Origin of the sequence: Streptomyces sp. NPDC055966 (assembly GCF_042269865.1) — a bacterium.
In the GTDB taxonomy this organism is placed as follows: domain Bacteria; phylum Actinomycetota; class Actinomycetes; order Streptomycetales; family Streptomycetaceae; genus Streptomyces.
Map to the genome: position 1 here is coordinate 62,856 of NZ_JBHJYK010000025.1, position 23,832 is coordinate 86,687.

General features: G+C 69.2%; 21 protein-coding genes and 3 pseudogenes. 10 read left to right on the top strand and 14 right to left on the bottom strand.

What is annotated here, in order from left to right; genetic code table 11:
• Nucleotides 1-16: 16 nt before the first annotated feature.
• From ACFC8N_RS39290 to ACFC8N_RS39300, 3 genes are read right to left on the bottom strand one after another with little or no spacing between them, the layout of a single operon-like run.
• Complete coding sequence (locus tag ACFC8N_RS39290) at nucleotides 17-1,618, bottom strand: bifunctional 3-(3-hydroxy-phenyl)propionate/3-hydroxycinnamic acid hydroxylase (protein ID WP_376293918.1); 1,602 nt, start codon at nucleotides 1,616-1,618, stop codon at nucleotides 17-19.
• Nucleotides 1,615-2,553 carry a fumarylacetoacetate hydrolase family protein gene (locus tag ACFC8N_RS39295; protein ID WP_376293920.1) on the bottom strand — a complete coding sequence of 313 codons (939 nt, stop codon included), beginning with the start codon at nucleotides 2,551-2,553 and terminating at the stop codon, nucleotides 1,615-1,617. The genes ACFC8N_RS39290 and ACFC8N_RS39295 overlap by 4 nt, the downstream gene beginning before the upstream one ends.
• Nucleotides 2,550-3,695: a VOC family protein gene (locus ACFC8N_RS39300; RefSeq protein WP_376293922.1), complete on the bottom strand. Its 1,146-nt coding sequence runs from the start codon at nucleotides 3,693-3,695 to the stop codon at nucleotides 2,550-2,552. Before ACFC8N_RS39300 ends, ACFC8N_RS39295 begins: the two co-directional genes overlap by 4 nt.
• A gap of 138 nt (nucleotides 3,696-3,833) precedes the next feature.
• Here ACFC8N_RS39300 and ACFC8N_RS39305 point away from each other — a divergent pair, with 138 nt between their 5' ends.
• Entirely contained in the window at nucleotides 3,834-4,472 is a 639-nt protein-coding gene (locus tag ACFC8N_RS39305; protein WP_376293924.1) for a TetR/AcrR family transcriptional regulator, read from the top strand.
• Here ACFC8N_RS39305 and ACFC8N_RS39310 read toward each other — a convergent pair.
• The 3 genes from ACFC8N_RS39310 to ACFC8N_RS39320 form a co-directional block, all read right to left on the bottom strand.
• Nucleotides 4,438-5,088 (bottom strand): TetR/AcrR family transcriptional regulator, encoded by a 651-nt coding sequence (locus ACFC8N_RS39310; RefSeq protein ID WP_376293927.1) that lies wholly within the window; start codon nucleotides 5,086-5,088, stop codon nucleotides 4,438-4,440. The genes ACFC8N_RS39305 and ACFC8N_RS39310 overlap by 35 nt on opposite strands.
• A gap of 108 nt (nucleotides 5,089-5,196) precedes the next feature.
• Nucleotides 5,197-6,243 (bottom strand): zinc-binding dehydrogenase, encoded by a 1,047-nt coding sequence (locus ACFC8N_RS39315; protein ID WP_362821016.1) that lies wholly within the window; start codon nucleotides 6,241-6,243, stop codon nucleotides 5,197-5,199.
• A gap of 159 nt (nucleotides 6,244-6,402) precedes the next feature.
• Entirely contained in the window at nucleotides 6,403-9,624 is a 3,222-nt protein-coding gene (locus ACFC8N_RS39320) for a bifunctional cytochrome P450/NADPH--P450 reductase (RefSeq protein WP_376293930.1), read from the bottom strand.
• Nucleotides 9,625-9,878: 254 nt separating this feature from the next.
• Between ACFC8N_RS39320 and ACFC8N_RS39325 the strand changes: the two genes are divergently transcribed.
• From ACFC8N_RS39325 to ACFC8N_RS39335, 3 genes and pseudogenes are all read left to right on the top strand, one after another.
• Nucleotides 9,879-10,532, top strand: coding sequence for a TetR/AcrR family transcriptional regulator (locus ACFC8N_RS39325; RefSeq protein WP_376293932.1), 654 nt, complete (start codon nucleotides 9,879-9,881; stop codon nucleotides 10,530-10,532).
• Between the two features lie 365 nt (nucleotides 10,533-10,897).
• Nucleotides 10,898-11,885: pseudogene (locus ACFC8N_RS39330) on the top strand (MFS transporter); the annotation flags it as partial.
• A gap of 564 nt (nucleotides 11,886-12,449) precedes the next feature.
• Nucleotides 12,450-13,580, top strand: coding sequence for a PP2C family protein-serine/threonine phosphatase (locus tag ACFC8N_RS39335; RefSeq protein WP_376293935.1), 1,131 nt, complete (start codon nucleotides 12,450-12,452; stop codon nucleotides 13,578-13,580).
• 23 nt (nucleotides 13,581-13,603) lie between these two features.
• Here the strand turns inward: ACFC8N_RS39335 and ACFC8N_RS39340 are convergent, their stop codons facing one another.
• The 3 genes from ACFC8N_RS39340 to ACFC8N_RS39350 all read right to left on the bottom strand — a co-directional run bounded on the left by ACFC8N_RS39340 (nucleotide 13,604) and on the right by ACFC8N_RS39350 (nucleotide 15,010).
• Nucleotides 13,604-13,786: an NIPSNAP family protein gene (locus ACFC8N_RS39340; protein WP_376293936.1), complete on the bottom strand. Its 183-nt coding sequence runs from the start codon at nucleotides 13,784-13,786 to the stop codon at nucleotides 13,604-13,606.
• Nucleotides 13,787-13,828: 42 nt separating this feature from the next.
• A complete protein-coding gene (locus ACFC8N_RS39345; protein WP_376293938.1) occupies nucleotides 13,829-14,230 on the bottom strand; it encodes an SsgA family sporulation/cell division regulator in 402 nt (133 codons plus the stop codon).
• Nucleotides 14,231-14,569: 339 nt separating this feature from the next.
• Nucleotides 14,570-15,010, bottom strand: coding sequence for a hypothetical protein (locus ACFC8N_RS39350; protein ID WP_356028724.1), 441 nt, complete (start codon nucleotides 15,008-15,010; stop codon nucleotides 14,570-14,572).
• 385 nt (nucleotides 15,011-15,395) lie between these two features.
• Between ACFC8N_RS39350 and ACFC8N_RS39355 the strand changes: the two genes are divergently transcribed.
• The 3 genes from ACFC8N_RS39355 to ACFC8N_RS39365 are packed head-to-tail and all read left to right on the top strand — an operon-like array spanning nucleotide 15,396 to nucleotide 18,165.
• The gene (locus ACFC8N_RS39355; protein ID WP_030176846.1) at nucleotides 15,396-15,605 is read left to right on the top strand and encodes a ferredoxin; all 210 of its coding nucleotides are present in this window, start codon (nucleotides 15,396-15,398) and stop codon (nucleotides 15,603-15,605) included.
• Nucleotides 15,595-16,950, top strand: coding sequence for an FAD-dependent oxidoreductase (locus ACFC8N_RS39360; protein ID WP_356028722.1), 1,356 nt, complete (start codon nucleotides 15,595-15,597; stop codon nucleotides 16,948-16,950). Before ACFC8N_RS39355 ends, ACFC8N_RS39360 begins: the two co-directional genes overlap by 11 nt.
• A 30-nt stretch (nucleotides 16,951-16,980) precedes the next feature.
• Nucleotides 16,981-18,165, top strand: a complete 1,185-nt coding sequence (locus ACFC8N_RS39365) for a cytochrome P450 (protein WP_376293941.1) — start codon at nucleotides 16,981-16,983, stop codon at nucleotides 18,163-18,165.
• 187 nt (nucleotides 18,166-18,352) lie between these two features.
• Here the strand turns inward: ACFC8N_RS39365 and ACFC8N_RS39370 are convergent, their stop codons facing one another.
• On the bottom strand, nucleotides 18,353-18,544 hold the full coding sequence (locus ACFC8N_RS39370; protein ID WP_376293943.1) for a winged helix-turn-helix domain-containing protein: 192 nt from the start codon (nucleotides 18,542-18,544) through the stop codon (nucleotides 18,353-18,355).
• A 55-nt stretch (nucleotides 18,545-18,599) separates the two neighbouring features.
• Between ACFC8N_RS39370 and ACFC8N_RS39375 the strand changes: the two genes are divergently transcribed.
• Nucleotides 18,600-18,794 (top strand): hypothetical protein, encoded by a 195-nt coding sequence (locus ACFC8N_RS39375; protein WP_376294028.1) that lies wholly within the window; start codon nucleotides 18,600-18,602, stop codon nucleotides 18,792-18,794.
• Between the two features lie 9 nt (nucleotides 18,795-18,803).
• On the opposite strand, the pseudogene ACFC8N_RS39380 reads toward ACFC8N_RS39375, so the two are convergent.
• A pseudogene (locus ACFC8N_RS39380) lies at nucleotides 18,804-19,118 on the bottom strand (Tn3 family transposase); the annotation flags it as partial.
• A 52-nt stretch (nucleotides 19,119-19,170) separates the two neighbouring features.
• Here ACFC8N_RS39380 and ACFC8N_RS39385 point away from each other — a divergent pair.
• Nucleotides 19,171-19,600: pseudogene (locus ACFC8N_RS39385) on the top strand (Tn3 family transposase); the annotation flags it as partial.
• Nucleotides 19,601-19,713: 113 nt separating this feature from the next.
• Here ACFC8N_RS39385 and ACFC8N_RS39390 read toward each other — a convergent pair.
• From ACFC8N_RS39390 to ACFC8N_RS39400, 3 genes are all read right to left on the bottom strand, one after another.
• The gene (locus tag ACFC8N_RS39390) at nucleotides 19,714-20,541 is read right to left on the bottom strand and encodes an alpha/beta fold hydrolase (protein WP_362821023.1); all 828 of its coding nucleotides are present in this window, start codon (nucleotides 20,539-20,541) and stop codon (nucleotides 19,714-19,716) included.
• A 154-nt stretch (nucleotides 20,542-20,695) separates the two neighbouring features.
• A complete protein-coding gene (locus tag ACFC8N_RS39395; RefSeq protein ID WP_376293945.1) occupies nucleotides 20,696-21,457 on the bottom strand; it encodes a class I SAM-dependent methyltransferase in 762 nt (253 codons plus the stop codon).
• Nucleotides 21,454-22,785, bottom strand: a complete 1,332-nt coding sequence (locus ACFC8N_RS39400; protein WP_376293947.1) for an APC family permease — start codon at nucleotides 22,783-22,785, stop codon at nucleotides 21,454-21,456. Before ACFC8N_RS39400 ends, ACFC8N_RS39395 begins: the two co-directional genes overlap by 4 nt.
• Nucleotides 22,786-22,890: 105 nt before the next feature.
• Here ACFC8N_RS39400 and ACFC8N_RS39405 point away from each other — a divergent pair, with 105 nt between their 5' ends.
• Nucleotides 22,891-23,358: an Lrp/AsnC family transcriptional regulator gene (locus ACFC8N_RS39405; RefSeq protein WP_356028707.1), complete on the top strand. Its 468-nt coding sequence runs from the start codon at nucleotides 22,891-22,893 to the stop codon at nucleotides 23,356-23,358.
• The last annotated feature ends 474 nt before the right edge of the window (nucleotides 23,359-23,832 follow it).

Sequence of the window (23,832 nt, forward strand, 5' to 3'; positions counted from 1 at the left end):
GGTGTGGTGTTCCTCGTCAGGGTGCGGGCCGGGCTTCGGCGGGGCGGCGGGCCGTGTGCAGCAGGGGAGCCCAGGCGGCGGCGTCGGTGAAGTCGCCGGTGCCGGTGGGGACGGTGTCCATCACGACGCGGTCGGGGCGCAGTAGGACGGCGTCCGCCCGGCCGCGTGACAGCCAGGCGGCCAGCGTGCCGTCGTCGTCCAGGTCGCCGACATGGATCACGGATGCGCCCAGGGCCGTGGCCACGCCCGTCATCCGTGCCGTGGGCGGCAGGGCGGTCAGCACGGCGAAGGAGTCCCCGAGGATGTCGTCGAGGCGCTCTCGCCCGCCGTCCCACAGCACCCAGGGTTGCGGGCAGAAGGTGCCGGCCAGCGCGCGCCCGGTCAGCCTGGCGCGGCGCCGGACGAGTGGACCGGCGCTCAGGGCGGGACTGAGGTCGCGGCTCACCGCCGCGGTCACACCGGGGATGCGGCAGGCCGCGCCCACCACGGCCCGGCGGATGGCCGCACCGCGGTCCTGCCCCCCGGTCATGGCCCAGCCGACGGCGACCGCGACACGGATCATGTGGCGGGCGTGCGGCTTGCGCTCCTGCTGGTAGGTGTCCAGCAGTCGGTCGTCTGCGCCCTGCTGAAGGACGCGGGCGAGTTTCCAGGTGAGGTTGCGGGCGTCGCGCAGGCCCGTGCACAGGCCTTGTCCGATGAAGGGCGGGGTGAGGTGGGCCGCGTCGCCCAGCAGGAAGACGCGTCCACGGCGCCACCGGTTGGCGAGGCGGGCCCGGAAGGTGTACCGCGCCTGCCGGATCACCTCGAAGTCGTCGCCCCCGTGGGCAGCGGACGGCAGGTCGACCCAGGGGGCGACCAGCTCGTGCAGCTGTTCCAGCTCTACCGGGCCGTCCAAGGTCTCACCCTCGGCCAGTCGGAACTCCCAGCGGTAGCGGTCTTCGCCGACTCGCATGAAGGTGGCCGGGCGGGTGGGGCAGCAGATCTGCTCGGCGCCTTCCCAGGTGCGTACCGGGAGGCTGGTGCGCACGTCGATGACCCGCCAGCTCTCCTCGAAATGCAGGTCCTCCCACACGGCGCCGATGGCGTCGCGGGTGATGCTGCCCGCGCCGTCGCAGCCGAGGACGGCGTCGGCCCACACGTGCTCGTCCTCATCGCTGCCGTCGCGGCGGAAGGTGACCCGGACCGGAGCCGTTCCGCCGGTGTCCTGGCTGACGGACACGACCTCCACCCCGCCCCGCAGCTCGCACTCGGGGCGACGGGCCAGGGCGTCGCGCAGCAGCCGTTCCAGCTCTGGCTGGTCGAACATGCTGGTCTGCGGGAAGCCGTGGTGGCCGTGCAGCGACCGTGGGAACTCGGCGATCACGCGGCGCCGGGCGTCCAGCAGCCGCAACCCGGGCGCCGGCCTGGCGAGGGTGGCGAACTCCTCGTGGACGCCGAGGCTCTGCAGGATCCGGCGAACCTCGTCGTCCACGACGACGGCGCGCGGCAGGGGGTAAATGTCCCGGTGGCGTTCGAGGAGCAGGCTGGGCACTCCGTGCCGGGCGAGCAGGAGCGCGGCCGTGACTCCGACGGGCCCCGCGCCGATGATCACTACCGGTCTCCGGGATGCGGCGCTCACGTCGCGTCCGCCACAGCGGTCCGCTGCTCGCCCAGGTCGATCCGCCCGTCGGGGGTGGCGATCGAGGCGGTCACGAGGTCACCGTCGCGCAGATACCGGGGGTTCTTGTCCTGGCCGTTGAAGAACGCCTTCCACTTCAGCGCGGGCGGCAGCAGCGCGGCGATCTTCTCGACCGGCTTGGGCGGGGCCTTCAGGGCGGTGCCGCCGGGCGTACCGGTCAGCAGCAGGTCGCCCGGGTCGAGGGTCTGGAAGCGGGCGAGCAGGGTGAGCGCCTGCGCAGGCCGCACGATCATGTCGGCCAGGGTGCGGTCCTGACGCGTTACACCGTTCACCGACAGCCGCAGTCGCAGGTCGATCAGACGGTCGAAGTCCTCGGGCTCCAGCAGGGCCAGGTACGGACCCGTCGGCGTGAAGGTCGGGTAGGACTTGCTCTCGTAGAACTGGGTCTTGGTCAGCTGGACGTCGCGGGCGCTGACGTCGTTGGTGAGGACGAGCCCGGCGACGTACGAAGCAAGGTCCTGCTCCTCCACAACTGTGCCCACCGGGAGCGTCGCGCCCATGACGAGGCCGAGTTCGACTTCGTAGTCGAGGAAGTTCACATGTGCCGGGCGGACGATCGTGTCGTGCGGGCCGCTGACCGAGCCGGACGCCTTGCGGAAGAAGGTGGGCGGTATGTCGCCCGTAAAGCCCGAGTCCTTGGCGTGGCTGCGGTAGTTGACCATCTGAGCGACCACCCGGCAGGGGGTGGTGACCGGAGGCAGTGCCACCAGGTCGGCGACAGGCGTGCCGCTCTCGCCGGAGGCGGCGGCCTCCCGGACGGCGGCCCGGTCGGCGAGCAGTTCGGCGGTGGTGACCGCCTTGGTCTCGATGCGGACGGCGCGCTCGTTTCGGACGGCCCACCAGCCGTCGGGGGTGCGCAGCACGTTGGTGCTCATGAGCTCATCGCTTTCATCAGGCCCAGCAGGCGTGCGGTGTCGAGTTCGTTGTCGTCACGCAGGGCCGTCATGACCTCGCGGAGCTTGGCGGGGGAGGGGCTGGCGCCCAGGAAGTCGCGGGTGATGGGCGGCCCCCACTGCGCGAGGCCGCTCGCCGACATCGGCGCCCATCCGGGTTCGAGGTCGCAGGAGAACAGGTCGCCGTCGGCGAAGTGCTCCAGCATGAAGCGGTCGGGGTCGCGCCAGTAGTCGAAGAGCTGGCTGCCCTGGATGTGCCGGCCGATCCCCCAGCTGCGCTGGTAGCCGCGTTCGGCCAGGTATTCCCCGCCGGCGGCGATCGCGTCGAGGTCGGTGACCTGGTAGGCGGAGTGGACGTAGCCGGTGCCCGGCCCGAGGTGCAGGGCGAGGGTGTGGTGGTCCACGGGCAGGCTGCCCTGGTCGCAGCGGATGAACGCCATGGTCGGCCCGCGCCGGCGCTGCCCGTCCAGGAACAGGAAGTCGGACACGATCATGCCAAGGGTGTCCAGGTACCAGTCCAGCGTGCGGGTGAACGTCCGCGTCTCCAGCACCACATGGCCGAGGCGCTGGATACGGGACGGTTCGCGGGGCGGGTGCTGGGTGGTGTTCGTACGGCGGCCTTCGATGCCGGTGTTGAGGATCAGCGGCTGCTGCCCGGGCAGCGCGGGCAGCGGTTCGGCGCAGTGCACCACCCGCACCGGGAGTCCCGAGGGATCGAACAGGGCGACCGACCGGCCGCCGCCGGGGACGTCGATGTCCCGGACGGTGTGTCCGACGGCGGCGGCGAGCCGGTCCACATCGGCCCGCTCGGCCGCGCGGAACGCCGGTCCGAGGAAGCGGGAGGCGCGGCCGCGCCGGATGACCATGCAGGGAGAGCCCGCGAACGTGCCGCGCAGCCACAGCTCGTGATCGGTGCGGGCGGCGATCGCGAAGCCGAAGTCACGGGCGAACACCTCGGCCCGGTCCAGGTCCGGCTTCTCGAACTCCAGCCAGGCCAGGTCCGCCACTTTGATCACCGGATTCCGGGCTCGTCCGGGGTGTTCACCGCGTAGGGCGCCCTGCTCACTGTGGAGGTCTTGGTGGGGCGTCAGAGGACCGCCCTGGTTAACGGGGATGTGGGACATGGTGTCCTCCAAGCAACACTGCCGTAATGAGGAAATCATCAACTCTGCTGTTTCTCGTCGTCAATAGGTGTAGCCCAAATAATTGAGGATCTCATCAGTAATGGCAGTGTCATCGTTGCGGCGGTTACACTGGGCCGCATGCCGACGTCAGCCCCGCCCAGGAACCGCTTCGAGCGACGCCGTGCCGAGACCCGTCAGGCGCTCGTCCGCGCGGCCCGGCAGATCCTCGCGGAAACCGGGGACACGAGCGCGAGCATCCAGGCCATCGCTGAGCGCGCCGATGTGGGCTTCGGGTCCTTCTACAACCACTTCGAGTCGAAGACGGAGCTGTTCGACGCGGCGGTGACGGACGCCCTGGAGGAGTTCGGGCAGGTCATCGACGAGCGCGTGGAAAGCATCGACGACCCGGCCGAGCTGGTCGCGGCCGGCTTCCGGCTCACCGCCCGGATGGCCGACTCCCACCCGGAACTCATGCGCATCCTGCGCGACCGCGGCCTGTCCCACATCCACTCCGACCGCGGCCTCGCCCCACGTGCCCTGCGCGACCTGGAGATCGGCATCGCCTCAGGCCGTTTCACCTGCGGCAACGCGACTACCGCCCTGTCCGCCCTGGGCGGCATCCTGCTGTCCCTGGTGGCTCTCCGGCTGGACCGCCCGGACCTCGACGGCGACGAGGCCGCCTCCGACCTGGCCGAGATGGTCCTGCGCATGCTCGGCCTCGCTGCGGACGACGCCCACGAGGTCACCCGTCGCCCGCTGCCCGGTCTCGCCCGATGACCTCCTGCACCTGGAGCGCGGCCCTCTGCGGTGCTACCCCGGCAGCGACGAGGAACGCGGTTGCCGCGGCCTCACCAGTGGGGTCCGCCCACGGGCCTGCGGCGTTCTCCTCGGCGAGGGCCAGCATGAGTGCCTCCAGTGCTTGGGCGAGCACGGGTGCTGGAAGGTGGTCCGCGAAGACGCCTTCGCGCTGACCGCGCCGTAGGGTTGCGACGGCTTCTGCGCGGGCCGGTGCCAGGGTGGTGCGGATCTCGTCCTCTCCCAGATGGCGCCGTCCCAAGGTGATGAGCATGCGGTAGTGGTCGCCCACCGTCCATGCCGCCACCACCATCCGTGTCATCGCCTCGACCGGGTCGGCATCCGCGGTACGGGCTCTGTCGAACGCCTGCCGGAGTTCATGGCCTGCTTCCTGCGCCAGGTCGGCGATCAGCGCATGCCGGCTGGGGAAGTGTCCGTAGAGGGTGCGCCGGGCGACGCCGGCCGCCTGAGAGATGCTGTCGAGACTCGCGTCCGGGTCCTCCCGCAGTTTCCGCCGGGCGGTCGCGAGGATGCGTCGGCGGTTGGAGTGAGCATCCTTGCGCTGCAAGGTACGGCCCGGGGTGTCGGTCGTCTGCATGGTTCTTCCTCTCCGCGGTTGCCGGAAAGCCGTGGGCGCCGGTGCTCCCTCACGCACCGGCGCCCACTCACCCCTGCCCAGGGTGGCTTGTTGTCCTGCTGACGGGCGTCAGGGGACGAGGATGAGGCGGATCGGGTCGCCGATCTTGCTCTCCAGTCGGTGGACGGCGTCGGCGGCCTCGACGAGCGGGATGTGGTCGGTGATGGAGGGGGCCAGGTCGAGGCGTCCGGCCGCGGTCAGCTGCACCAGCTCGGAGACGGACTCGGGGAAGCCGCCGTAGTGGCCGCGCACCTGCTTCTGCAGGTAGTTGAAGGTCAGGCCCTCGGTGATGGTCAGTGGCCTGGGGGTGATGCCCACCAGGATCAGGGAGCCGCCCAGGCCGAGCACGGAGGCGGCCTGGTCGCGGACGGCGGGGACGCCGGCGCAGTCGAAGGCGAAGTCGAGGCCGCGTCCGCCGGTGGCTGCGCGGACCTGGTCGGCGAAGTCGGGGGCTGCCGGGTCGAGCGCGAGGTCCGCGCCGAAGGCCAGGGCGCGCTCACGGGCGCTGGGCAGCGGGTCGACGGCGATGATCGGGGCGGCGCCGACCAGGCGGGCGACGCGGACGTTGTGCGCGCCGACTCCGCCGACTCCCCAGACGCCGACGGACTGGGCGGCACGGACGCCCGCGGTGGCGACGACGGCGGCGTAGGGGGTGGAGACCGCGTCGGGGATGATCGCGGCCTGGTCGAAGGGGAGGCTGTCGGGGATGGGGATGAGGGTGTCCTCGCGGGCGATCACGTACTCGGCCCAGCCGCCGTCGTAGTCGATGCCGGCGGTGAGCATCTGGGTGCAGGGGCGGTGGCGCACGCAGCCGGCGCACTGGCCGCAGGTCTTGCCGGCCTCCAGGGTGACGCGGGTGCCGACGTGCAGGCCGCGCTTGAGGTCGGGGCCGAGCGTGTGGATCACACCGGATACCTCGTGGCCGACGGTGACCGTGTCGGAGGTGGCGAACAGCGGGACGAGGGAGCCGTCGAGCAGGTGGACGTCGGAGAGGCAGACGCCGGCGGCCTTGACCTCGATGAGGACCTCGCCCGGGCCCGGCACGGGGATCGGGACCTCTTCCACGGCGAACTTCTTGCTGTCCAGGTGGAAGCGTCCGGCGAGCATGGTGTCCATGGTGATCTGCTTTCTGTGAGCGGCACGGCCCGGTGGTTGGGCCATGGGTGCCATGGGGTGTCTGGATGGCTGGTGGGGCCGGGAGGCGTACGGGGGAGGCAGGACGTCCGCACGCCTCCCGGCGGCTGGGGGTCAGCGCGCCTTGACGGCGTGCGACGGTCAGGCGAAGACGTCCTGCTGGTAGCGCTCGTCCGCTTCGAGCTGGGCGAGCCACTGCTGGGCGCTCTCGTCGTCGCTGCCGGTCTCCCGGCGGTGGATGGCGGCGAGTGCCTCGCGGACGGCGGGGGCCATGCGGCGGCCGTCACCGCAGACGTAGATGTACGCGCCGTCCTGGATGGCCTGCCACACCGTGTCGGCGGCATTGGCGATGGCGTTCTGCACGAACCGGGCCGGGTGGCCGGTCACCGCGGAGAAGGCGGTGTGGATCTGCGCGATCCCGGCCTGCTCCCAGTCCTGCATCTCCTGCTTGTAGAAGTAGTCGTGCTCCGGGTGGCGGCAGCCGACGAAGACCTGCGACGCGCCCACCTGGGTGCCGTTCGCGTGCTGTGTCGCCCGCTCCTCCAGGAAGCCGCGCAGCGGCGCGATGCCGGTGCCGGGGCCGATGAGGATCAGCGGCGTGGCGGGGTCGGCGGGCGGGGCGAAGGTTGGGGAGGGCACGCGGACATAGCCGTAGACGACGTCTCCGGGCTCGAGGCCGGCGATGTAGGCGGAGCAGGTGCCGCGGTACTGGCCGTCGCCGGACAGGGCCGGGCCTTCCAGCAGGCCGACGGTCAGGCGCACATGGCGCGGATTGGCGGACGGGGCGGAGGAGATGGAGTAGAAGCGCGGGCGGATGGGGCCCGTCATCTCCAGGAACACCGCCAGCGGCAGCTCGACGGCCGGGAAGCGCTCCAGCAGGCCCAGGACGGAGATGCGCTTGCCGAGGACCTCCTTCTGGTAGCGCTCCTCGGCTTCCTGGGTGTCGGCGGTGTACGCCTGGAGCTGCGGCCGGGTCCACGGGCACTCGGTGTGCTCGGCCAGCGTCTGGATCTGGGACCGGGTGGCCACGTCCTGCAGCTCCAGGAACTCGGTGAGCAGGATGCCGGCGGTGACCGGGGTGCCGACCGGCAGGTGGGTGCGGCCACCGGCCGGCTGGTCGAGCCGGAGCACCTGGTCGTAGTCGACGCCGAGCCGCCTCAGTGCGCGCTCCACCAGGGCGAGTTCGTTCTTGGCGAAGACGGCCAGGTGGTTGCCGGTGTCGTACGTGACGCCCTCGGGCAGCTCGAAGGTGATGGACTTCGCCGACGGGCGCGGCGGCTCGATCTGGAAGTCCCACAGGCCGGTCGCGTCGGCCACGAGCTCGTCGTTGGTCACCACGGTGAGCGGGTACGCCTGCTCGGAGACGATGGCGGGACGCACGTCGGACTCGGTGAGCAGCTGGACCTGGTAGCGGGGGCCGCTCGCCTGGGAGGTGTCGGCGGCGTACTCCTCGGCCAGAGTGGCCCACAGGTTGTCCATCCACCGCGTGGCCATGCCGTCGAAGTCCCCGGCGGCGTCCGCGATGCCGCGCTCGACGACCGGGGTGGCGCCGGCGGCCAGCAGACCTTCCTCGATCCGCTTGGGGAATGCCTGGTAGGTGGCCACCCACTGGGTGTTGCCGGCGCCCAGCAGCGCGTACCGCACATTCGCCAGCGAGCCCTCGGGCAGCCCGGCGGCGAGCAGGTCGTCGAAGCGCTGGGCGTTGTCGGGAGCCTTGCCGTTGTAGCTGGCCGCCACCACGGCGAGCAGGCCCTCGGAGGGCAGGTTGTCACCCAGCTCGTCCAGGCTCACCAGCGTGGTGCCGAAGCCGGAGCGCTCACCTCGGTCGGCGATGGTGCGCGCCAGGTCCTCGCAGGAGCCCAGGCTGGAGCCGTAGGCGACGGTCAGGTTCACACCGACACCGCTGACCGCTGCCTGCGCCTGCGTGTCGCCGGTCTGCAGGTCCGCGGCACCGAAAACGGTCCGCTCGTGCTCCTGACGGCGACGGACGATCAGCTCGAAGTTGCCGGGCTTGCGCGTCAACGCCTCCCGCACGTCCATCTTGTAGTCGCTGGTGTCCGAGAGCTTGAACTTCTGCAGCACCAGCGCCAGGGCCAGGCGGGCCTCGGTGAGCGCGAACTGCCGGCCGATGCAGGCACGAACGCCGTTGCCGAACGGCTTGTAGGCGTGCGGGTGCTGCTGGGCCCGGTTCTCCGGCAGCCACCGGTCGATGTCGAACTCCTCCGGACGCTCCCATGCCTTGGGATGGGTGTGCAGCGGGCCTTCGAGAATCATGACCTGCGTGCCCTTCTTGAGCTGGTAGTGGCCGCCGATCACGGTGTCCTCCAGCGGGGCCTTGCCGAACGCCGGGATCGGAGCCCACAGGCGCAGCGTCTCCTCCAGGATCCGCGGGATGACGTCCAGCTGCATGATCGTGTCGTAGTCCGGGACGGTGTCGCCGGGCAGCAGGCGGTCCACCTCGGCGTACGCCTGGGTCAGGACGTGCGGGTTGCGCATGAGCGAGTAGGTGGCGAACGCCAGCAGACCACTGGTGGTCTCGTGCCCGGCGATCAGGAACGTCAGCACTTGGTCGCGGACGTTGTCGTCGGCCAGCAGTTTGCCGGTGTCCGGGTCCGTGGCCTCCAGCATCAGGCCCAGCAGGTCCTCCTCACCGGTGCCCTTGCCCTCGCGGCGCTCCTTGATCACGCTCTCGACCAGGTCCTGCATCAGACGGATGTTGTCGCGGTACTTCCGGTCATCCGCCTTGCGCAGCCTGGTCATCATCGGCAGCTCCTGCGAGCGCCGAAGCGACTCCACCAGCGCACCCAGCAGCGCGTTGAGGAAGGGGTGCAGCTCCTCCTTGTCGAAGGACCGGAACCGGTAACCGAACCCCGACAGGGCGATGGTGTCCAGCGTCAGGCGGGTGTAGTCATCGGTGATGTTGACCGACTGACCCTCCCGGCGCTCCCACTTGCCCGCCAGATTCTGGGCGATCTCCAGCATCTGCCCGTAATAGGCCTTCATGGCCCGCTGGCTGAACGCCGGCAGCAGGACACGGTGTGCCATGCCCCATTCCTCTTCGTACTGGTGGGCCGTGAACAGGCCCGCCCCCGCGAAGTCCCGGACGTGGTGCAGCGGCGTCTTGTCGATCTGCTTGAAGAACCGCGTCTCGTCGCAGACCTCGGCTACCAGGTCCGGGTCGTAGACGAAGACCTGCTCGATGCCGGCGATGTCCATGCCGTAGATGCCCTCGGGGAACTGCTTGGACAGCTCACCGAAGTACTCCACCGGATTGGTGTCGGGGATCTGCGGCGTATTGCCGAGGAAGGGGATCCCACGCGGGGACCGGATGGGGCGAAGGTCGTTCGCGGAGTGCGTAGTCATGGCTTGCTCCTCTGCGCGGAGGGGTGGAGGGGGGATGGGCAAGGGCGCGCTGCGTAGGTCGATGCCGTGGCGCCGTACGGAAACATACGCCGTATGGAATCCAAACCATACGCGGTACGGAAAGTGGAGTGCAACCGCGGGAGCCCAGGTGGCGCTGTGGTGAAGCTCATTTCCGTACCGTGTACGGAACTGGTACCGTACGGGGTATGGAAAAGAAGGTGAGACGTCCCCCGCGGGGAACGAGGAAGAGAGACGTGCCTCTGACCGAGGCCGGGATCTATGCCGCCGCCCTGCGGCTCATCGACGCCGACGGGGTCGAGGCGCTCACCATGCGCAAACTCGCCACCGAGCTCGACGCGAACCCGATGTCGCTGTACCACCACGTGCCGAACAAGGAAGCCGTGCTGCGCGGAGTGACGAGAATGGTCGGAGCGCAGTTCCGCACCGTGACACTGGAGGACGCTCCCTGGCAGGAGCGGATCCGTCTGCTCGCCACGGACTTCCGGACCCTGGCGCATCGTCACCCCAAGCTGCTGGCGTACTCGTTCAGCCACCAGCCGGACTTCATCCAGCCCGACGACCCGTTCTGGACCACCCTCACCGCCATCGTGGCGGCTGCCGGTGTGCCGCAGTCAGAGGTCTCGGAGATCGCCGCGCTGATGGTCGCCGTCGTCATCGGTGTCCTCACCGCCGAACTCAACGGCGCTCTCCACCAGTGGTCGACCCTCAAGTCCCACCGCCCTGAAGCCGACGAAGACGGGGCCGCGGACGCAGAACCTGGCTCTACGAGTGCGGCCCCTGAAGGCCCTGACCAGGACCACATGTTCCGCCTCGTGATGGACACGCTGATCGCGGGTCTGGAAACCCGGCTCACCGCCGGTCGTGACGGCCGGGACGCCAGCCATTGAGCCAGTCAGCCTGAGACGCTGCGCCCCAAGCGCTGGCCTCTGAGGCGCGCCCGAAGTCGGGCGATCTCAGGCTGCGACACACGGGAGCCACCCCCGCGTCCCCTCGGGTGAGACCGCCTGGCGGGGTGGTTCCACATCCAGCCTCTGCACGGCAGCCGTATGCCGACGCCGAACCGTGAAATGGCCATGGTCGTTGGCTTGTTCCGGGTCTCCCTCCTGAAGGGGGAGACCGTCGGCCTCGTCGAGCTGAATCACCCGCGTCATCCGTTCACCGCGGCGGCTACGCCGCCGAGACCACACCTGAGAATGTGCCCGACCTGTCGCACCGGCGGCGCTGGTGGATTCTGTTGGTCATTTCCCTGTCGATGCTGATGGGGTGTCCTCGACGGCACCATCGTGAACATCGCCCTGCCGTCCGCCCAGCACGACCTGGGCTTCTCGGACGCCGACAGGCAGTGGGTGGTCACCGCCTATGCGCTGGCCTTCGGCAGTCTGCTGCTGCTTGGCGGCAAGGTCGCGGACCTGGTCGGGCAGAAGGTGACGTTCCTGGTGGGTCTGGCCGGCTTCGCGGCCGCTTCCATGGTGGCAGGCGCGGCGAACGGTTTCGTCATGCTCGTCATCGCGCGCGCAGTTCGGGGCCTGTTCGCTGCCCTGCGGGCCCCGTCGGCCCTGTCGGTCCTGATGACCACCTTCACCGATCCGCGCGAACGGGCGAAAGCTTTCACCGTCGCGGGATCGGTCGCCGCTGCCGGCGGAGCTATCGGCCTGATCCTCGGCGGCGTGCTGACCCGGTACCTGGACTGGCGCTGGACCATGTCCATCGGACTGTCCTGCCTGGTCTACGGGTTCTCAAACGCCGAAACACACGGCTGGGGCTCGGTGGCGACCTGGGGCATGCCGGCAGTCGGCGCCGTACTGGTGGCCGTCTTCGCCCGGTGGCAGAACAGGGCGGCGTCTCCGCTGCTGCCCCTGCGGGTCCTGCTGGACCGTAACCGCGGCGCCTCCTTCGCCACCCTCTTCGTCACCGGCGCAGGCATGGTCGGCGTGTTCCTGTTCCTGACCTACTACCTGCAGCAGAGCCTCGGCTACAGCGCCCTGAACACCGGCTTCGCCTTCCTGCCCCTGATCGTGGCCTCGTCGTCCGCATCCGCCGTGGCCAACAACGTCCTGGTGGCGCGCATAGGACCGAAGCCGGTGGTCCCGCTGGACATGGCCATTGCGCCCGTCGGGCTGATCTGGCTGACCACGCTCGATCTGAACAGCGGATACGTGACGCAGGTACTGCCCCAGCTGGTACTCGTCGGCATCGGGCTGGGCACGGTCATCGCGCCCACCATGAGCCTGGCGGCCTCGCCAGGGCCACCGCCGGGCCGCTGTTCTTCGAGCGTTTCTTCGTGGGGAACGGCCTGGGGCGCGACACCGTGAACGCCGTCGTGGACGCCGCTTTGCGAGGTTGGTCCTAGGAGCAGCGGCTTGCGGCCGCGAAGCAAGCCAGGCCATCCGTCCGACAAGGTCTCCGCCCTTCAATGCTTCGCAGCGGGGTACGCCTTCCTTCCGCAGCGGCTTCGCCGACCATGTTTGCCGATGCTCTGCTCGCCTGGACGGTGTACATGGCCTCGGTCTCGTAGGGCTCCAGGAAACGCAGCGTCTGGCAGTGGCCAGGAGCCTGGACGCCAGCGTTCGGGTCGCTCGCCCCGGATCACGGACCTGATCAGACCTCGGCGGCATCGCCTGGAACCAGTTCCTCCGCTGACCTGGGCTAGTGACCAGCGGTAATGGGCGAGTACTCCCGTCCGCGCTCACATGCAACACCGCAAGCCGTACCGACCTCGACAGGAACCGACGCAGGGGCATGTACGGCCGAAGAGGGCGTAAAAAGGGCGTATGGGTGCGCGAGGGATATCGGATGATCGCCTCTTGGAGCAGCGCGCGGGGCGCGGGCTGCTGGGGATCGCGCTCGCACTGATCGTTGCCATCACCGTGACGGACATCGGCATAGGCACCAGTGTTCATCTGGGCCCGCTGCTGGTCATCGCGCCGACTCTGACCGCCTCCTTCGCCGGTCCGCGGCTGACCGCTGTGGTCGGGGCTCTGGCGCAGGCCGCCCTGGTGATCATCTCGGTCTTCCACGGCGGGCTGACCACGACCAACCACGTGGCGCAGCTCATCGCCCTGGCCGTGCTGTCGGCTCTGGTGGTCTTCATTGCCTATGTGCGGGAGCGGCGTGCCCGGGAGCTGAGCCGGGTGCGGTCGGTGGCCGAGACGGCCCAGTGGATTCTGCTGCGGCCTCCACCCCGCCGGATCGGGCCGTTGCGGGTGGCCTGGCTGTATCTGGCCGCTGAGGAGGAGGCCCAGATCGGGGGCGACCTGTTGGCGGTCGCGCGCGCCGATCACCCCTGCACCCGGGTACTCATCGGCGACGTACGAGGCCATGGGCTGGCCTCCATCGGCGAGGCATCGGTGGTGATGGGTGCGTTCCGTGAGGGCGCTCACCGGTACGACACGTTGCCCGAGCTCGTCACCGCCGTCGAAGACAGCGTCTGCCGGAATCTGGACGAGGTCGCCGATACCGCGCACGACGTCGACGAGCACTTCATCACCGCCATCATGGTCGACATCCCCGATCAGGGCCCGCAGGCTGAGCTGCTCAACTGCGGCCATCCGCCGCCGTTGCTGGTCCGAGGAGACCAGGTGACCGTCCTGTACTCCCGCCGGCCCGCGCCCCCCTTGGGTCTGTGCGCCCTCTGCGTCCGCAAGGACAGCACCGACCCCTTCACCTTGGAACCAGGTGACATGCTGCTGCTCTACACCGACGGCGTGATCGAAGCACGCTCACCAGCTGGGGCCTTCTATCCGCTCGCCGAACGAGTCGCCGCCTTCCCCCCTTCAAACCCCGACGCGCTGCTGCACCACATTCACCGTGACCTGCTCGCGCACACCGGAGGGCGACTCACCGACGACGCCGCTTTCCTGATCATCGAACGCACCCCCTCGCGTCATCTGCACCGGCCGCACCTCATGTCCCGTGCCGGGGAATCTTCCCCGTGACAAGAGCTGTTGGACCATGGCCCCTATGAGACGAGGGCGTACAGCTTGGGCGTCTCACTTCCGAAAGCCGCGGGCACCGTCCAGATGCCGTGCGTGGTGATCCGGTACTTCGCCATACCGGGGATGTGCTTGGACCAGATGTTCTCGTAGGCGACGAGCGCCTCAGGGCTGCACAGCGTGTAGACACGGAGCCGGTACTGGGACATGGACACTCGTTCCTTTTCCGTCTGAGCGTGGATGGTCAGTGGTCAGCTTTGCGAGAGCAGGTGCGCCAGTTCGACATCCCAGTCGATGCGTCCGGCTTCGGTGCCCCGTGGCACCAGAGCCTCCGTGCGCTCCAGGAATGCCTTGACGTCCTGCACGGGAACCTCGACCAGGGCGGTGCCCGCGCGAGACCCGAGAGCGATGTACATCGCCTGGTCGCCACGGCCGACGGCCGACCAGATCCGGACGTCCCCATGACCTGCGGAACCTTTCAGGCCATCGGTCAGAAGATCACGCCCCAGGACCCATTCGACCGGCTCGTCGCTGTGAGGGAAGAAGGCGGCACGGACGATATAGGGATCGGCGGGCTCGTACCGCAGACGCATACACAGGGGGAGCGAGTAGGTGCGTGAGACGACGAGCTGCGCGGTCAGTCCTTGAACCACGCTCCTCAAAGACTCCATCGGTATTCACTCCAAGGCATCCCCTGCCTCGGCTGCGTCCTGCCGCTTGCGGCAGCGAAAAGGCATCGGAGGAAGAGGCGTTGTAGCAGGGCTCGGGCGCCGGTCGGTATCGGCGGACCATGCGATTCGTGGCGGCGCGTGCCTGCGACACTGGTAGGTGTCCGCAGACAGGTTCAAGGGGAACAGGCCCTCACTCAATCGCCCGCCCGGGCGGTGGTCAGGGGACCGCTGATCCTTGACCAGCGGTCGCATCCCTGCCGCCAGCAGGCATCAGAGCAAGGGGTACGGATTCGGCCCATGTGGGCACAAGCAGTACCTGTCTCACCGGTCACCGTGGTTCCGGTCGTAGTGGTCCCAGCCGAGGTGGTCCCGGTCGCCGTGGTACTGGTCGTGGTGGTCCCAGTCCCGGCCGTCGCGCTCGTAGCGGTTCCAGTTGTGCCGGTACGACCTGTCGGACTTCCACCCGCGCCCCTCGTCGTCCCAGCGGTAGCAGCGACCGTCGCGGCTGTGCCAGGACGAGTCGGTGACACGGTCGTCGTGGTGCCAGCCACGGTTTGCGTCCCAGCAATAGCCCTGCTCGATCAGGTAGCCGACGCCGTGGTCCCAACGGTAGTCGGCGGCGTTGACGCCGGCGGCCGACCGCTGGACGCGCACGGATGCGGGAGTCGCGGCCGAAGCGGTGCCCCCGGCACCGACAACGGCGACACCCGCGACCGCCACGGAGGAAACAGCGACAGCAATCCGCCTCGTGAGCTTCTTCATGATCTTTCCTTCCGGTTGGTGCGATCTGCAGCAACGGCTGCTTTTGCAGGCGATGTGAAGCGCCTGGCGTTGTCCGATCCAGCCGTTCCATACGCTGTATGGAATCGCCCTGCCAGGATAACCATACGTCGTATGGAAATGATGGGGCGGCGACAGTGACTCGGGTCACCCGGACGGGCTGACCGCACGGCGCACCACTGCTTCGGTGAGGTGTCACCGCTGAACGCTGATGAGCAACTGGAAGGTCGTTCCCGGGAGTTCATCCATTTCTCTCTCATCGTGCTGGCCCGAATCCCGGCTCTCGATCACAAGGCATGCAGGCATCCGGGTCTGGCCCCATGCTGGAGATGAGGGGGGTGTGACAACGGAGGAAGAAGTGGTGGAGATGCGGACCGTTGTCGACCTCACACGCTGCCAGGGCTATGCACAGTGCGTGTTCCTCGCCCCGGAGGTGTTCGAGCTGCACGGGGAGGAGGGGCTGCTGTACGCCACGGCCGTCCCAGACGACCAGGTGGAGCGGGTACGCCAGGCCGCGGCGGCGTGCCCGGTGCAGGCGATCCTCCTCGGGGAAGAGGTGAGCACCGGTGCCCGGTGACCTGAAAGACGGCCGGATCGTCATCGTCGGCGCGTCGCTGGCCGGGCTGAGAGCCGCGGAGGCGCTGCGCGAGGAGGGCTTCGCCGGGTCTCTGACCGTGGTCGGGGACGAGCCCCATGCGCCCTACGACCGGCCGCCGCTGTCCAAGCAGGTGCTGCTGGGCCAGGCGACGGCGGACACCCTCGAGCTGCCGATGCGTCGGGACCCGGACGCCGAGTGGCGCCTCGGCGTGCGCGCCACCGGTGTGGACCTGCTGGCGAAACGGGTACTGCTGGCCGACGGCGAGTCGCTGCCCTACGACCGGCTGCTGATCGCCACCGGAACGCGCGCGCGGCCCTGGCCCAACCCGGAGGAAGGCGCCCTGGACGGGGTGTTCACCCTGCGCACGCGCGAGGACGGCGCGGGACTGGCCGAGCGGCTGGCCGCGAGACCAGAGCGGGTACTGGTGATCGGAGGCGGCTTCACCGGCTCCGAGATCGCCTCCGCCTGCCGGGAACTGGGCCTTGAGGTGACCGTCGCCGAACGCGGCCCCGCACCCCTGGTAGGTGCGCTCGGCGGCACCCTGTCCAAGCTCGCCGCCGTCATGCAGCGCAACCACGGCGTGGACCTGCGCACCGGGGTGACGGTCACCGCCCTGAACGGCAACGGTGCCTTCACCGGCGCGCAGCTGTCCGACGGCAGCCGCGTCGAGGCGGACGTGTGCGTCGTGGCGCTGGGCGCGGTCCGCAACGTGGAGTGGCTGGCGGAGTCCGGGCTGGCGGCGGGCCCCCGCGGCATCGCCTGCGACGCAGGCTGCCGGGCCTTCAACATGTACGGGATCGTCACCGACGACGTCTTCGTGGCCGGCGACGTCTCCCGCTTCCCCCACCCGCTGTTCGGCTACCAGATGCTCTCCCTGGAGCACTGGGGCAACGCGGTCGAGCAGGCCGCGGTGGCGGCCCACAACATGGTCAACCCGGGGCCGCTGCAGCGCCCGCACCTGGCCATCCCGGTCTTCTGGTCGACCCAGTTCGGACTCAACATCAAGTCGGTGGGCGTCCCCACCTACTCCGACCACGTGGTCATCGCCCAGGGCTCCCTGGAGGCACGCCGTCTGGCGATGGTCTACGGCTACCAGGGCCGGGTCACCGCCGCCGTCACCGTCGACATGGCCAAGGCGCTCGACTACTACCGGCACCTGATCGAGACCGCCGCTCCCTTCCCGCCCCCGCCCGGCGCGCAGGACCGTGCGATCGCGGCCGACATCACGATCCCCTCCGCCGTACCGGACCCCTCAGTGCTGTCCCACGGTCCGACCGTCGCGCTCACCGGTCACCTTCCCGACCGCCGGCTGACGGTGGTGTAGCCCACATCCCGCCCCCTACGAGGAGCCACCATGGACTCCGCGACCTTGCTGGCACGGATCACCGACTACGCCAGCCGTCCCAACCCCTATCCGCTGTACGCGGAACTCCGCGAGGCCGGTCCGGTGGTCCAGCAGGCCGACGGCAGCTACCTGATCGGCACCTACCACCACATCGTCGCTCTGCTCCACGACCCACGGATGAGTGCCGACCCCCGCACCCGCGGCGAGGTGACCCACAAGCCGCCGTTCCTGCGGCTCGACGACCCCGAGCACCACAGGCTGCGCACCCTGGCCATGCGGCCCTTCGGGCCCCCGCACAGCCCGGGCCGGGTCGACGGCATGCGCGGCGAGATCGACCGGATCACCAAGGAACTGCTGGAGCCGTTCGAGGCGGGCCGGCAGGTGGACATCGTCGACGACTTCGCCTACCCGCTGCCCGTCACCGTGATCTGCCGCCTGCTCGGCGTGCCGCACGAGGACGAGCCGCTCTTCCGGGCCTGGTCCGACGCGATCGTCGCAGCCGCCGACGTCAGGCCCGACGACGACTCCACCGAGCCGGACAAGGCCGGCGACCAGGCACGGATGGAGATGGGCGGCTACCTGTTGAACCTGGCCGAGCAGCGCCGTGGCAAGCCGGGCGACGACATGCTCTCCGCCTTCGTCAACGAGCCGGACCCGGCCCTGCGGCTCACCCAGGAGGAACTCGCGGAAACCGCCATACTCCTCCTCATCGCCGGACATGAGACCACGGTCAACCTGATCGCCAACGGCGCCCTCACCTTCCTGCGCCAGCCCGAGCAGTTGGACCGGCTGCGCCGGGAACCGGAGTTGCTGCCGCGTGCGGTGGAGGAACTGCTGCGCTACGAGCCCCCGGTCCACATGCGCGAGCGCATCCCGCACGCCGACGTGGACGTCGCCGGTACGCCCATCCCCCAAGGCGCCTCCGTCATCCTGGCCCTCGCCTCCGGCAACCGCGACCCCAAGCGGTTCCCCGACCCCGACCGGTTCGACCCCGCCCGCCCGGACAACCAGCACCTCGGCTTCGGCAGTGGCATCCATGCCTGCTACGGCGGCCCCTTGGCCCGTGTCGAGGCCTACGCCGCGCTCGGCGCGCTGCTTCCCTATCTCGCGACGGCAAGCCTGGTCCAGGACCGGCCCCCTTACCGGCAGAACGCCATGCTTCGCGGACCCCGCCACCTGCCCATCCACCTATGAAGCCGAGGGGCACGGCGCCCTCGTCAGGCTGGAGTGGGAAGAGTGCGCCGGACGCCGCCGCGGCCTCGTCCGTGGACAGGTCGAGCATGTGCAGGAGCGTCTCAGCCATGCTGGCCGAGGCTTGCCTATTGACCGCTTCGAGCCAGGAGGCACGGCTCCAGTAGGTACGCGCCCAGCGCCGCCGCAGTCATTCCGCCTGCGGCCACACATCCTTCTTCCGCAGGCCCACCGCCTGCTCGTCGCGCTCCAGGGCCCGGCGGGCGGGACACTGCCAGGACCAGCCGTGCCGGTGCAGCAGCGGCCACACCGCCGCCGACGAGCACAGGCCGCCTCGATCCTGGAGAAGGAGGACGCCGACTTCCGTCACTTCCTCGCCCAAGGCGAGAAGGCCGTCGGCACCGCCGGCTGGCCAGGCCCGGGACCGGCTCGCCGCCCTGGCGGCGGCCGAGGGTCTGTCGCTGCGTGCCTGCCTGGCTCGCCTTGCCGAGAGCCTGCTCACCCCGGCCGAGCGGGCCGAGCAGGCCCGCGCCGCTCCGAAGGCGTGGACCGGCTACGCTCCCAGCCCCGCCGAGGAGCAGGATCTCGACAGTGAGTTGGACCGCCGGCTGGCCCAGGCGGCCGCCCGGTGAGCGACGCGATCAGGCGGCCGTGCCGAAGCAGGGGGCGGCCGGTTCCTGTTCGCGGAGCTGGGTGAAGTCGACATCGAGCTTGGGATCGTAGGCCTCGGGCTGGATGCCGAGTTCGTGGGTGCTGTACTCGCCGAACCGCTTGATGTGGTCGGTCAGGTACGGGGAGACCTGGGCCAGGTCCTCCGGGTCGATCTCCCATCCCTTCTCCAGGAGTTGGCGAACGATCTCGGCGATGCCCAGGGCGTGGTGGAGGATCACCGCGTTCGTCAACAGAGTATTGAATTTCGTCGCCTTCTCCTGCTCGACGGGGTCGTTGTCGGCGCTGACGTCCTGGTTGCCGAAGCCGACCCACTGGGAGAACCGGTTGAAGGACTCGAGAGTCGTCGACCCGGTCGACGACGCCTACCGTCGGCAGATGAACTGGCAGCTGACCGTCCAGGAGCCGCGGCACAAGCCCGCCCGGGACATCTACCACGGCAAGCGCGGCCAGATCATGCTGGCGTATAGGACGGGGCAGGAGGAGCATCTCGGTGAGCCCGGCATGGTCCTGAATGCCGCCGACCTCTGGACGACCCGCTAGCTCGACGCCGCCGTCGACTACCTGCGGGCTCAGCCACCCGAGGAGCGGGAGCACGACGTCCTGGACGGGGGCGTCGCCCGGGTCTCCCCGCTCAAGCACGTCAACCTCAACTGCCTGGGCCGGCCGCTACAGCTTCGCCGCCCGCCCGCCGTGCGAGGGGCTGCGACCCTTGCGCGGCCGGGCTGCGGCCCACCTCGACGAGGACGATGACGGCGTGGAAGAGTGAGCGGTTCTTCGCTGGCAACACCCGTGTGGGGTGTCCTCCTTCGAGGGCGCGATTGCATCGCCGCAGCTTGTCCATCTCGGGTTTGAGTAACATCAGGACAACACGGGTCAGGGCTATTGAGCGTGTTCGAACGGCTGTGTTCGGAGGAAGTCCAGCAAGACGGTGTTGAAGCGCTCGGGTTGCTCCGCGCCCGGCAGATGCCCGGCGCCGTCGATGACACTCAGAGTGGCATGGGGAACGAGACTCGCGATGGCCTCGGCCTCGGTGACGGGCGTGTAGACGTCGTCCGCGCCGACCACGATCAGAGTGGGAACACCGGCGGTGGCGACAGTGACGAGGGTGTCGCGGTAGTCGGGACGTTCGGCGCGGCCGCGCAGTGCCGCGGCAGCCCCACGGGGATCGGTGGTGCGCATCAGGCCGAGAATGTGTGCGGCCACATCCGGGAGAGCAGCGACGTTGTAGGAAGCGAGCATTTTGTCGATGACCTCGTCCGCGTAACCACCCATACCCTCGGAGAGCAGCCGGTCGGCGAGGCGGTTGCGGAATGCCCTGCCCGCGTGGGTCTCGGCGAGGGCTGACGTGTCGGACAGGACGAGCGCCCGAACCTGCGCCAGGTGGCGGCGGCAGAACTCCATGGAGATCTGGCCGCCCATGGAGACGCCGCCGATCACTGCGCGCTCGATGTTCAGGTGGTCAAGGAGAACGGCGATGTCGTCGGCGAAATCGGAGAGGAGCACTTTGCCGGGCGTCACGCTGCTTTCCCCGTAACCACGCAGGTCGGGGGTGATCACCCGGTGCCCGGCCGCGCTGAGCGCGTGGGCCTGAGGGGCCCACAGCGTGCGGTTGAACGGGTGCCCGTGGATCAGAACGACCGGAATGCCGTCCGAGGGGCCGAAGTCGTCATAGTGCAGCGTGGCGTCGTTCACGGTTATGCGGCTCATCGCGGGCCTCCCTGGCGCTGCTTTTCGGCACTGGGATCGCAGGCGGTGCGAGAGTGGTTCTGCGGTTCCGCTCGGTACCAGTGGACAGCCCGCAGCCAGGGTGCGGCGGTAGCCGGACGAGGGGTCACTACGGTCCTTCCGTCAGTATTCGAGGTCAAGACTTGGTCGCGGTGATGATGTGTAGACCGCGCGGCCCGTCGGCGCTGTGCTGGATGTGCAGACCCACATCGCGGCAGCGATCGATCAGCCAGGCGGGGCTGATACGGAGTTTGGGGTAACAGCTGACGTGCTGAGTCCATGTGTTCCCGGCGCGCGTGTGGATCAGATCGTGGACCATGACGGTATCGACGTCGACGTACTCAAGGAAACAGGTCATGATCCTCTCGTCGGTGGCGCGTACGGGAAGGAAGCGGTCGGTTCCTGTGAGAGGCCGGGTCAGGTCGCGGTAACTGAGGATCAGCTGGCCGTTCGTGGCGAGGCACCGGGCCGCGTCGCGCAGCAGTGCTGCCACATCATCTTTGCTCGGCAGATGGGTCAGGGTATCGCCCATGCACACCACTGCGGACACGGTGGCGGGTTGGGTGTGTGCTGCTAGCGCGCCCCGGACGTCCGCCTGTGTCGGGCGGATGGCACACGCGTGTCCGGTGCGGCCCATGAGGTCGGTGAGTTCGTCGAGGAGCGGTCGGCTGGTGTCGATCGCGAGGACCGGGGAGAAGCCCAGTTCGGCGAGTGCCAGGCTCTGGGGTCCCGGTCCGCAGCCGAGATCGACGGCGAGCGTGCCTGCCGCGCCAGGGCATACGTCGAGGTCGTTCAGCAGGCGCGCTTGGTCTCGGGCCACGACAGCGACATCTCCGCCGAGCATCCAGGTGTAGTGCGCTGCCAGAAGGCGGTCGTAGTGGTCGGACGCGGTGGTCATGCGGCAATTCCCTTCTCGCGGTTTCCTGCAGCCTCACGGCTTCGTGCGGTCTCGTGAGCTCTTGCGCTTCGTACGGTGCGAGCGGAGGTGCTGACGGCATGGAAGCCGGTGGCAGCAGCAGCCAGGGCAGTGGGCACCAGCAGGAAGGGGCCGCAGAAGATGAGCACGGTGCCGACCATGCCGCAGCTCACGCCGGCGCTGATCCGCAAGAGGGCGCGGCCCCGCAGCAGGACGGTCGCGGAGGCGAGTCCGGCAAGAGTGACGGCGGCCAGGCAGGCGGAGGTGGCGCGCAACAGGCTGTCCAGGCCGATGAGCCCGAAGGCCGCCGTCACGGCGATCACTGCCGAGGCAAGCGTGACGACCGTAAGGCTGCGCCGGGGGACAGCCGTGGCCCCCGCGGCTTTGGTGGTGATGCTGCGCGGCATGGCGTCCTGGTGTCCTAGTGCCTCGCCCAGCCGGGCGGCTCCCGCGAGGTAGGCGTTGACCGCGCCGAAGGTGAGCAGGAGCGCGGCGGTTGCCGCCACGGCGCGGGCGGGTGCGCCGAAGCCTTGTTCCAGCAGGAGCGTGAGAGGGGTGGTGGTGGTTCCGGCCCGTGGCCCGAGCACTCCGATGGTGACGAGGGCGAGTCCCAGGTAGAGGACACTGACGATGCCCCAGGCCAGCAGGGTCGCGCGGGGAAGATCACGGCGGGGGGCGGAGAACTCCGCCGAGAGGTGGCTGATGGCTTCCCAACCCGCGAAGGCGAAGAACAGGATGCCCGCCGCAATCCCGACGGAGGTCCAGTCACGGGGCATGAAGGGAGTGAAGTGGGCGCGCTGGACATGAGTGCCAGCCACGGTGATCGTGACCGCCAGCAGGGATGCCAGCAGTCCGACCATGAGCAGTTGTATCCGGCCCGACAGGCGCAAGCCGACGAGGTTGCTGCCGTAGGCCGTGGCCAGGACCAGCAGGGCGACCGCAGCCGCGGTGGAATGCCCCCACCCGGCTGCGGCGGCCGTGTACTCCCCGCCGATGAGTGCCGCGGCAGGCACGCCCAGAGGAACGGCCCAGTAGAACCACCAGCCCACGGGTGCGGCGAGTCGCGGTCCGAAGGCTCTGCGAGCGAAGGTCGCCACCCCGCCGCCGTCGGGATGCCGGGCGCCCAGCACGGCGAACACCCAGGCGATCGGCAGGCTCACCACGACGAGTCCGAGCCACGCCAGTATCGACCCCGGTCCCGCGGCTGCCGCGGCCGTGGACGTCAAAGTCAGTACTCCGGGCCCCAGTACCGCACCGATGCACAGGGCCGTACCTGTCCCGACCCCCAGGCCAGGCCGCCTCTCCACCATGCGCCTCCACTCGTTGTTCGGCTGACGGAGGCAAACATAGAGCGATCAACCACAGTTCAAGAGATGAGCCGAAGGAAATTCGTCTGATGGATGAGAATGGTGGTCATGAACGAACTTGATTCGCTGATCCTGGAACATCTGCAGCGCGATGCACGGATCACCAACAGGGAGCTGGCCCGCGTCTTGGGTATCGCCCCGTCCACCTGCCTGGAGCGCACGCGCGCGCTGCGCCAGCGCGGAGTGATCACAGGCTTCCACGCGGCGGTCGACCTGCGCGCACTCAACCGCCCCGTCCAGGCGCTGCTGTCGATCCAGGTGCGCCCGCTCAGCCGGGATGTCATCGAAGGCTTCAAAACGTACGTGAGCGCCCTGCCCGAGGTCCTGTCCGTGTTTGTCATCGCGGGCAGCGACGACTTCCTCGTCCACGTGGCCGTACCGGACGTCGACCAACTACACACGTTCCTCATGGACCGCTTCAGCCAGCGCCGAGAGATCGTCAACTTCCGCAGCAACGTGATCTACCAGCACGTCAGCACACAGGTCGTCAGCCCGCTCCACGACACCACCATGTAGACCGTCCACACGAGCAGTTCACTCCACCGAGACCGGCCCGGGCACGAGCCGACGGCCGCCGTACAAGGCGTGGCAGGCAGGCAGAGCCCCACGCATGGCTACTTTCACAAACGGTCACTTTCCCCACCCGAGGAGCCTGCAGCCGACTCCTGTCTCGCCGACCTGATCGCACTGCGCTCCCGCACCGCAGTGCGCCTCACCCTGGTATGTCATCAGCGAAGACTTACCCGGGCACTGGAGCGCGTTCTGGCCTCGGCGCAGCACCAGGTCGCCGACGCCGAAGTGGCGCTCGCCCAGCCGGAACCTCCGGCCGGCGAGCCCGTGACCGGTATCCTGCGGCGGCGGTGGATCAGCCTGCCGGCCCTCATGGGACTCAGCGGGTCGTAGGAGGGACTACGGTTCGAAGCCGCCAGCAGGTGAGCACTCACCAGCCCGGAACCACTGAGAGGTTTTCAACCTGAAGTTGCAGGTCGC

Excerpts from the sequence above, each read along its gene's own strand:
- ACFC8N_RS39295 (WP_376293920.1), bottom strand. The coding sequence starts at position 2,553 with ATGAGCACCAACGTGCTGCGCACCCCCGACGGCTGGTGGGCCGTCCGA.
- ACFC8N_RS39300 (WP_376293922.1), bottom strand. The coding sequence starts at position 3,695 with ATGTCCCACATCCCCGTTAACCAGGGCGGTCCTCTGACGCCCCACCAA.
- ACFC8N_RS39305 (WP_376293924.1), top strand. The coding sequence starts at position 3,834 with ATGCCGACGTCAGCCCCGCCCAGGAACCGCTTCGAGCGACGCCGTGCC.
- ACFC8N_RS39310 (WP_376293927.1), bottom strand. The coding sequence starts at position 5,088 with ATGCAGACGACCGACACCCCGGGCCGTACCTTGCAGCGCAAGGATGCT.
- ACFC8N_RS39315 (WP_362821016.1), bottom strand. The coding sequence starts at position 6,243 with ATGGACACCATGCTCGCCGGACGCTTCCACCTGGACAGCAAGAAGTTC.
- ACFC8N_RS39320 (WP_376293930.1), bottom strand. The coding sequence starts at position 9,624 with ATGACTACGCACTCCGCGAACGACCTTCGCCCCATCCGGTCCCCGCGT.
- ACFC8N_RS39340 (WP_376293936.1), bottom strand. The coding sequence starts at position 13,786 with ATGTCCCAGTACCGGCTCCGTGTCTACACGCTGTGCAGCCCTGAGGCG.
- ACFC8N_RS39350 (WP_356028724.1), bottom strand. The coding sequence starts at position 15,010 with ATGAAGAAGCTCACGAGGCGGATTGCTGTCGCTGTTTCCTCCGTGGCG.
- ACFC8N_RS39355 (WP_030176846.1), top strand. The coding sequence starts at position 15,396 with ATGCGGACCGTTGTCGACCTCACACGCTGCCAGGGCTATGCACAGTGC.
- ACFC8N_RS39365 (WP_376293941.1), top strand. The coding sequence starts at position 16,981 with ATGGACTCCGCGACCTTGCTGGCACGGATCACCGACTACGCCAGCCGT.
- ACFC8N_RS39390 (WP_362821023.1), bottom strand. The coding sequence starts at position 20,541 with ATGAGCCGCATAACCGTGAACGACGCCACGCTGCACTATGACGACTTC.
- ACFC8N_RS39395 (WP_376293945.1), bottom strand. The coding sequence starts at position 21,457 with ATGACCACCGCGTCCGACCACTACGACCGCCTTCTGGCAGCGCACTAC.
- ACFC8N_RS39400 (WP_376293947.1), bottom strand. The coding sequence starts at position 22,785 with ATGGTGGAGAGGCGGCCTGGCCTGGGGGTCGGGACAGGTACGGCCCTG.
- ACFC8N_RS39405 (WP_356028707.1), top strand. The coding sequence starts at position 22,891 with ATGAACGAACTTGATTCGCTGATCCTGGAACATCTGCAGCGCGATGCA.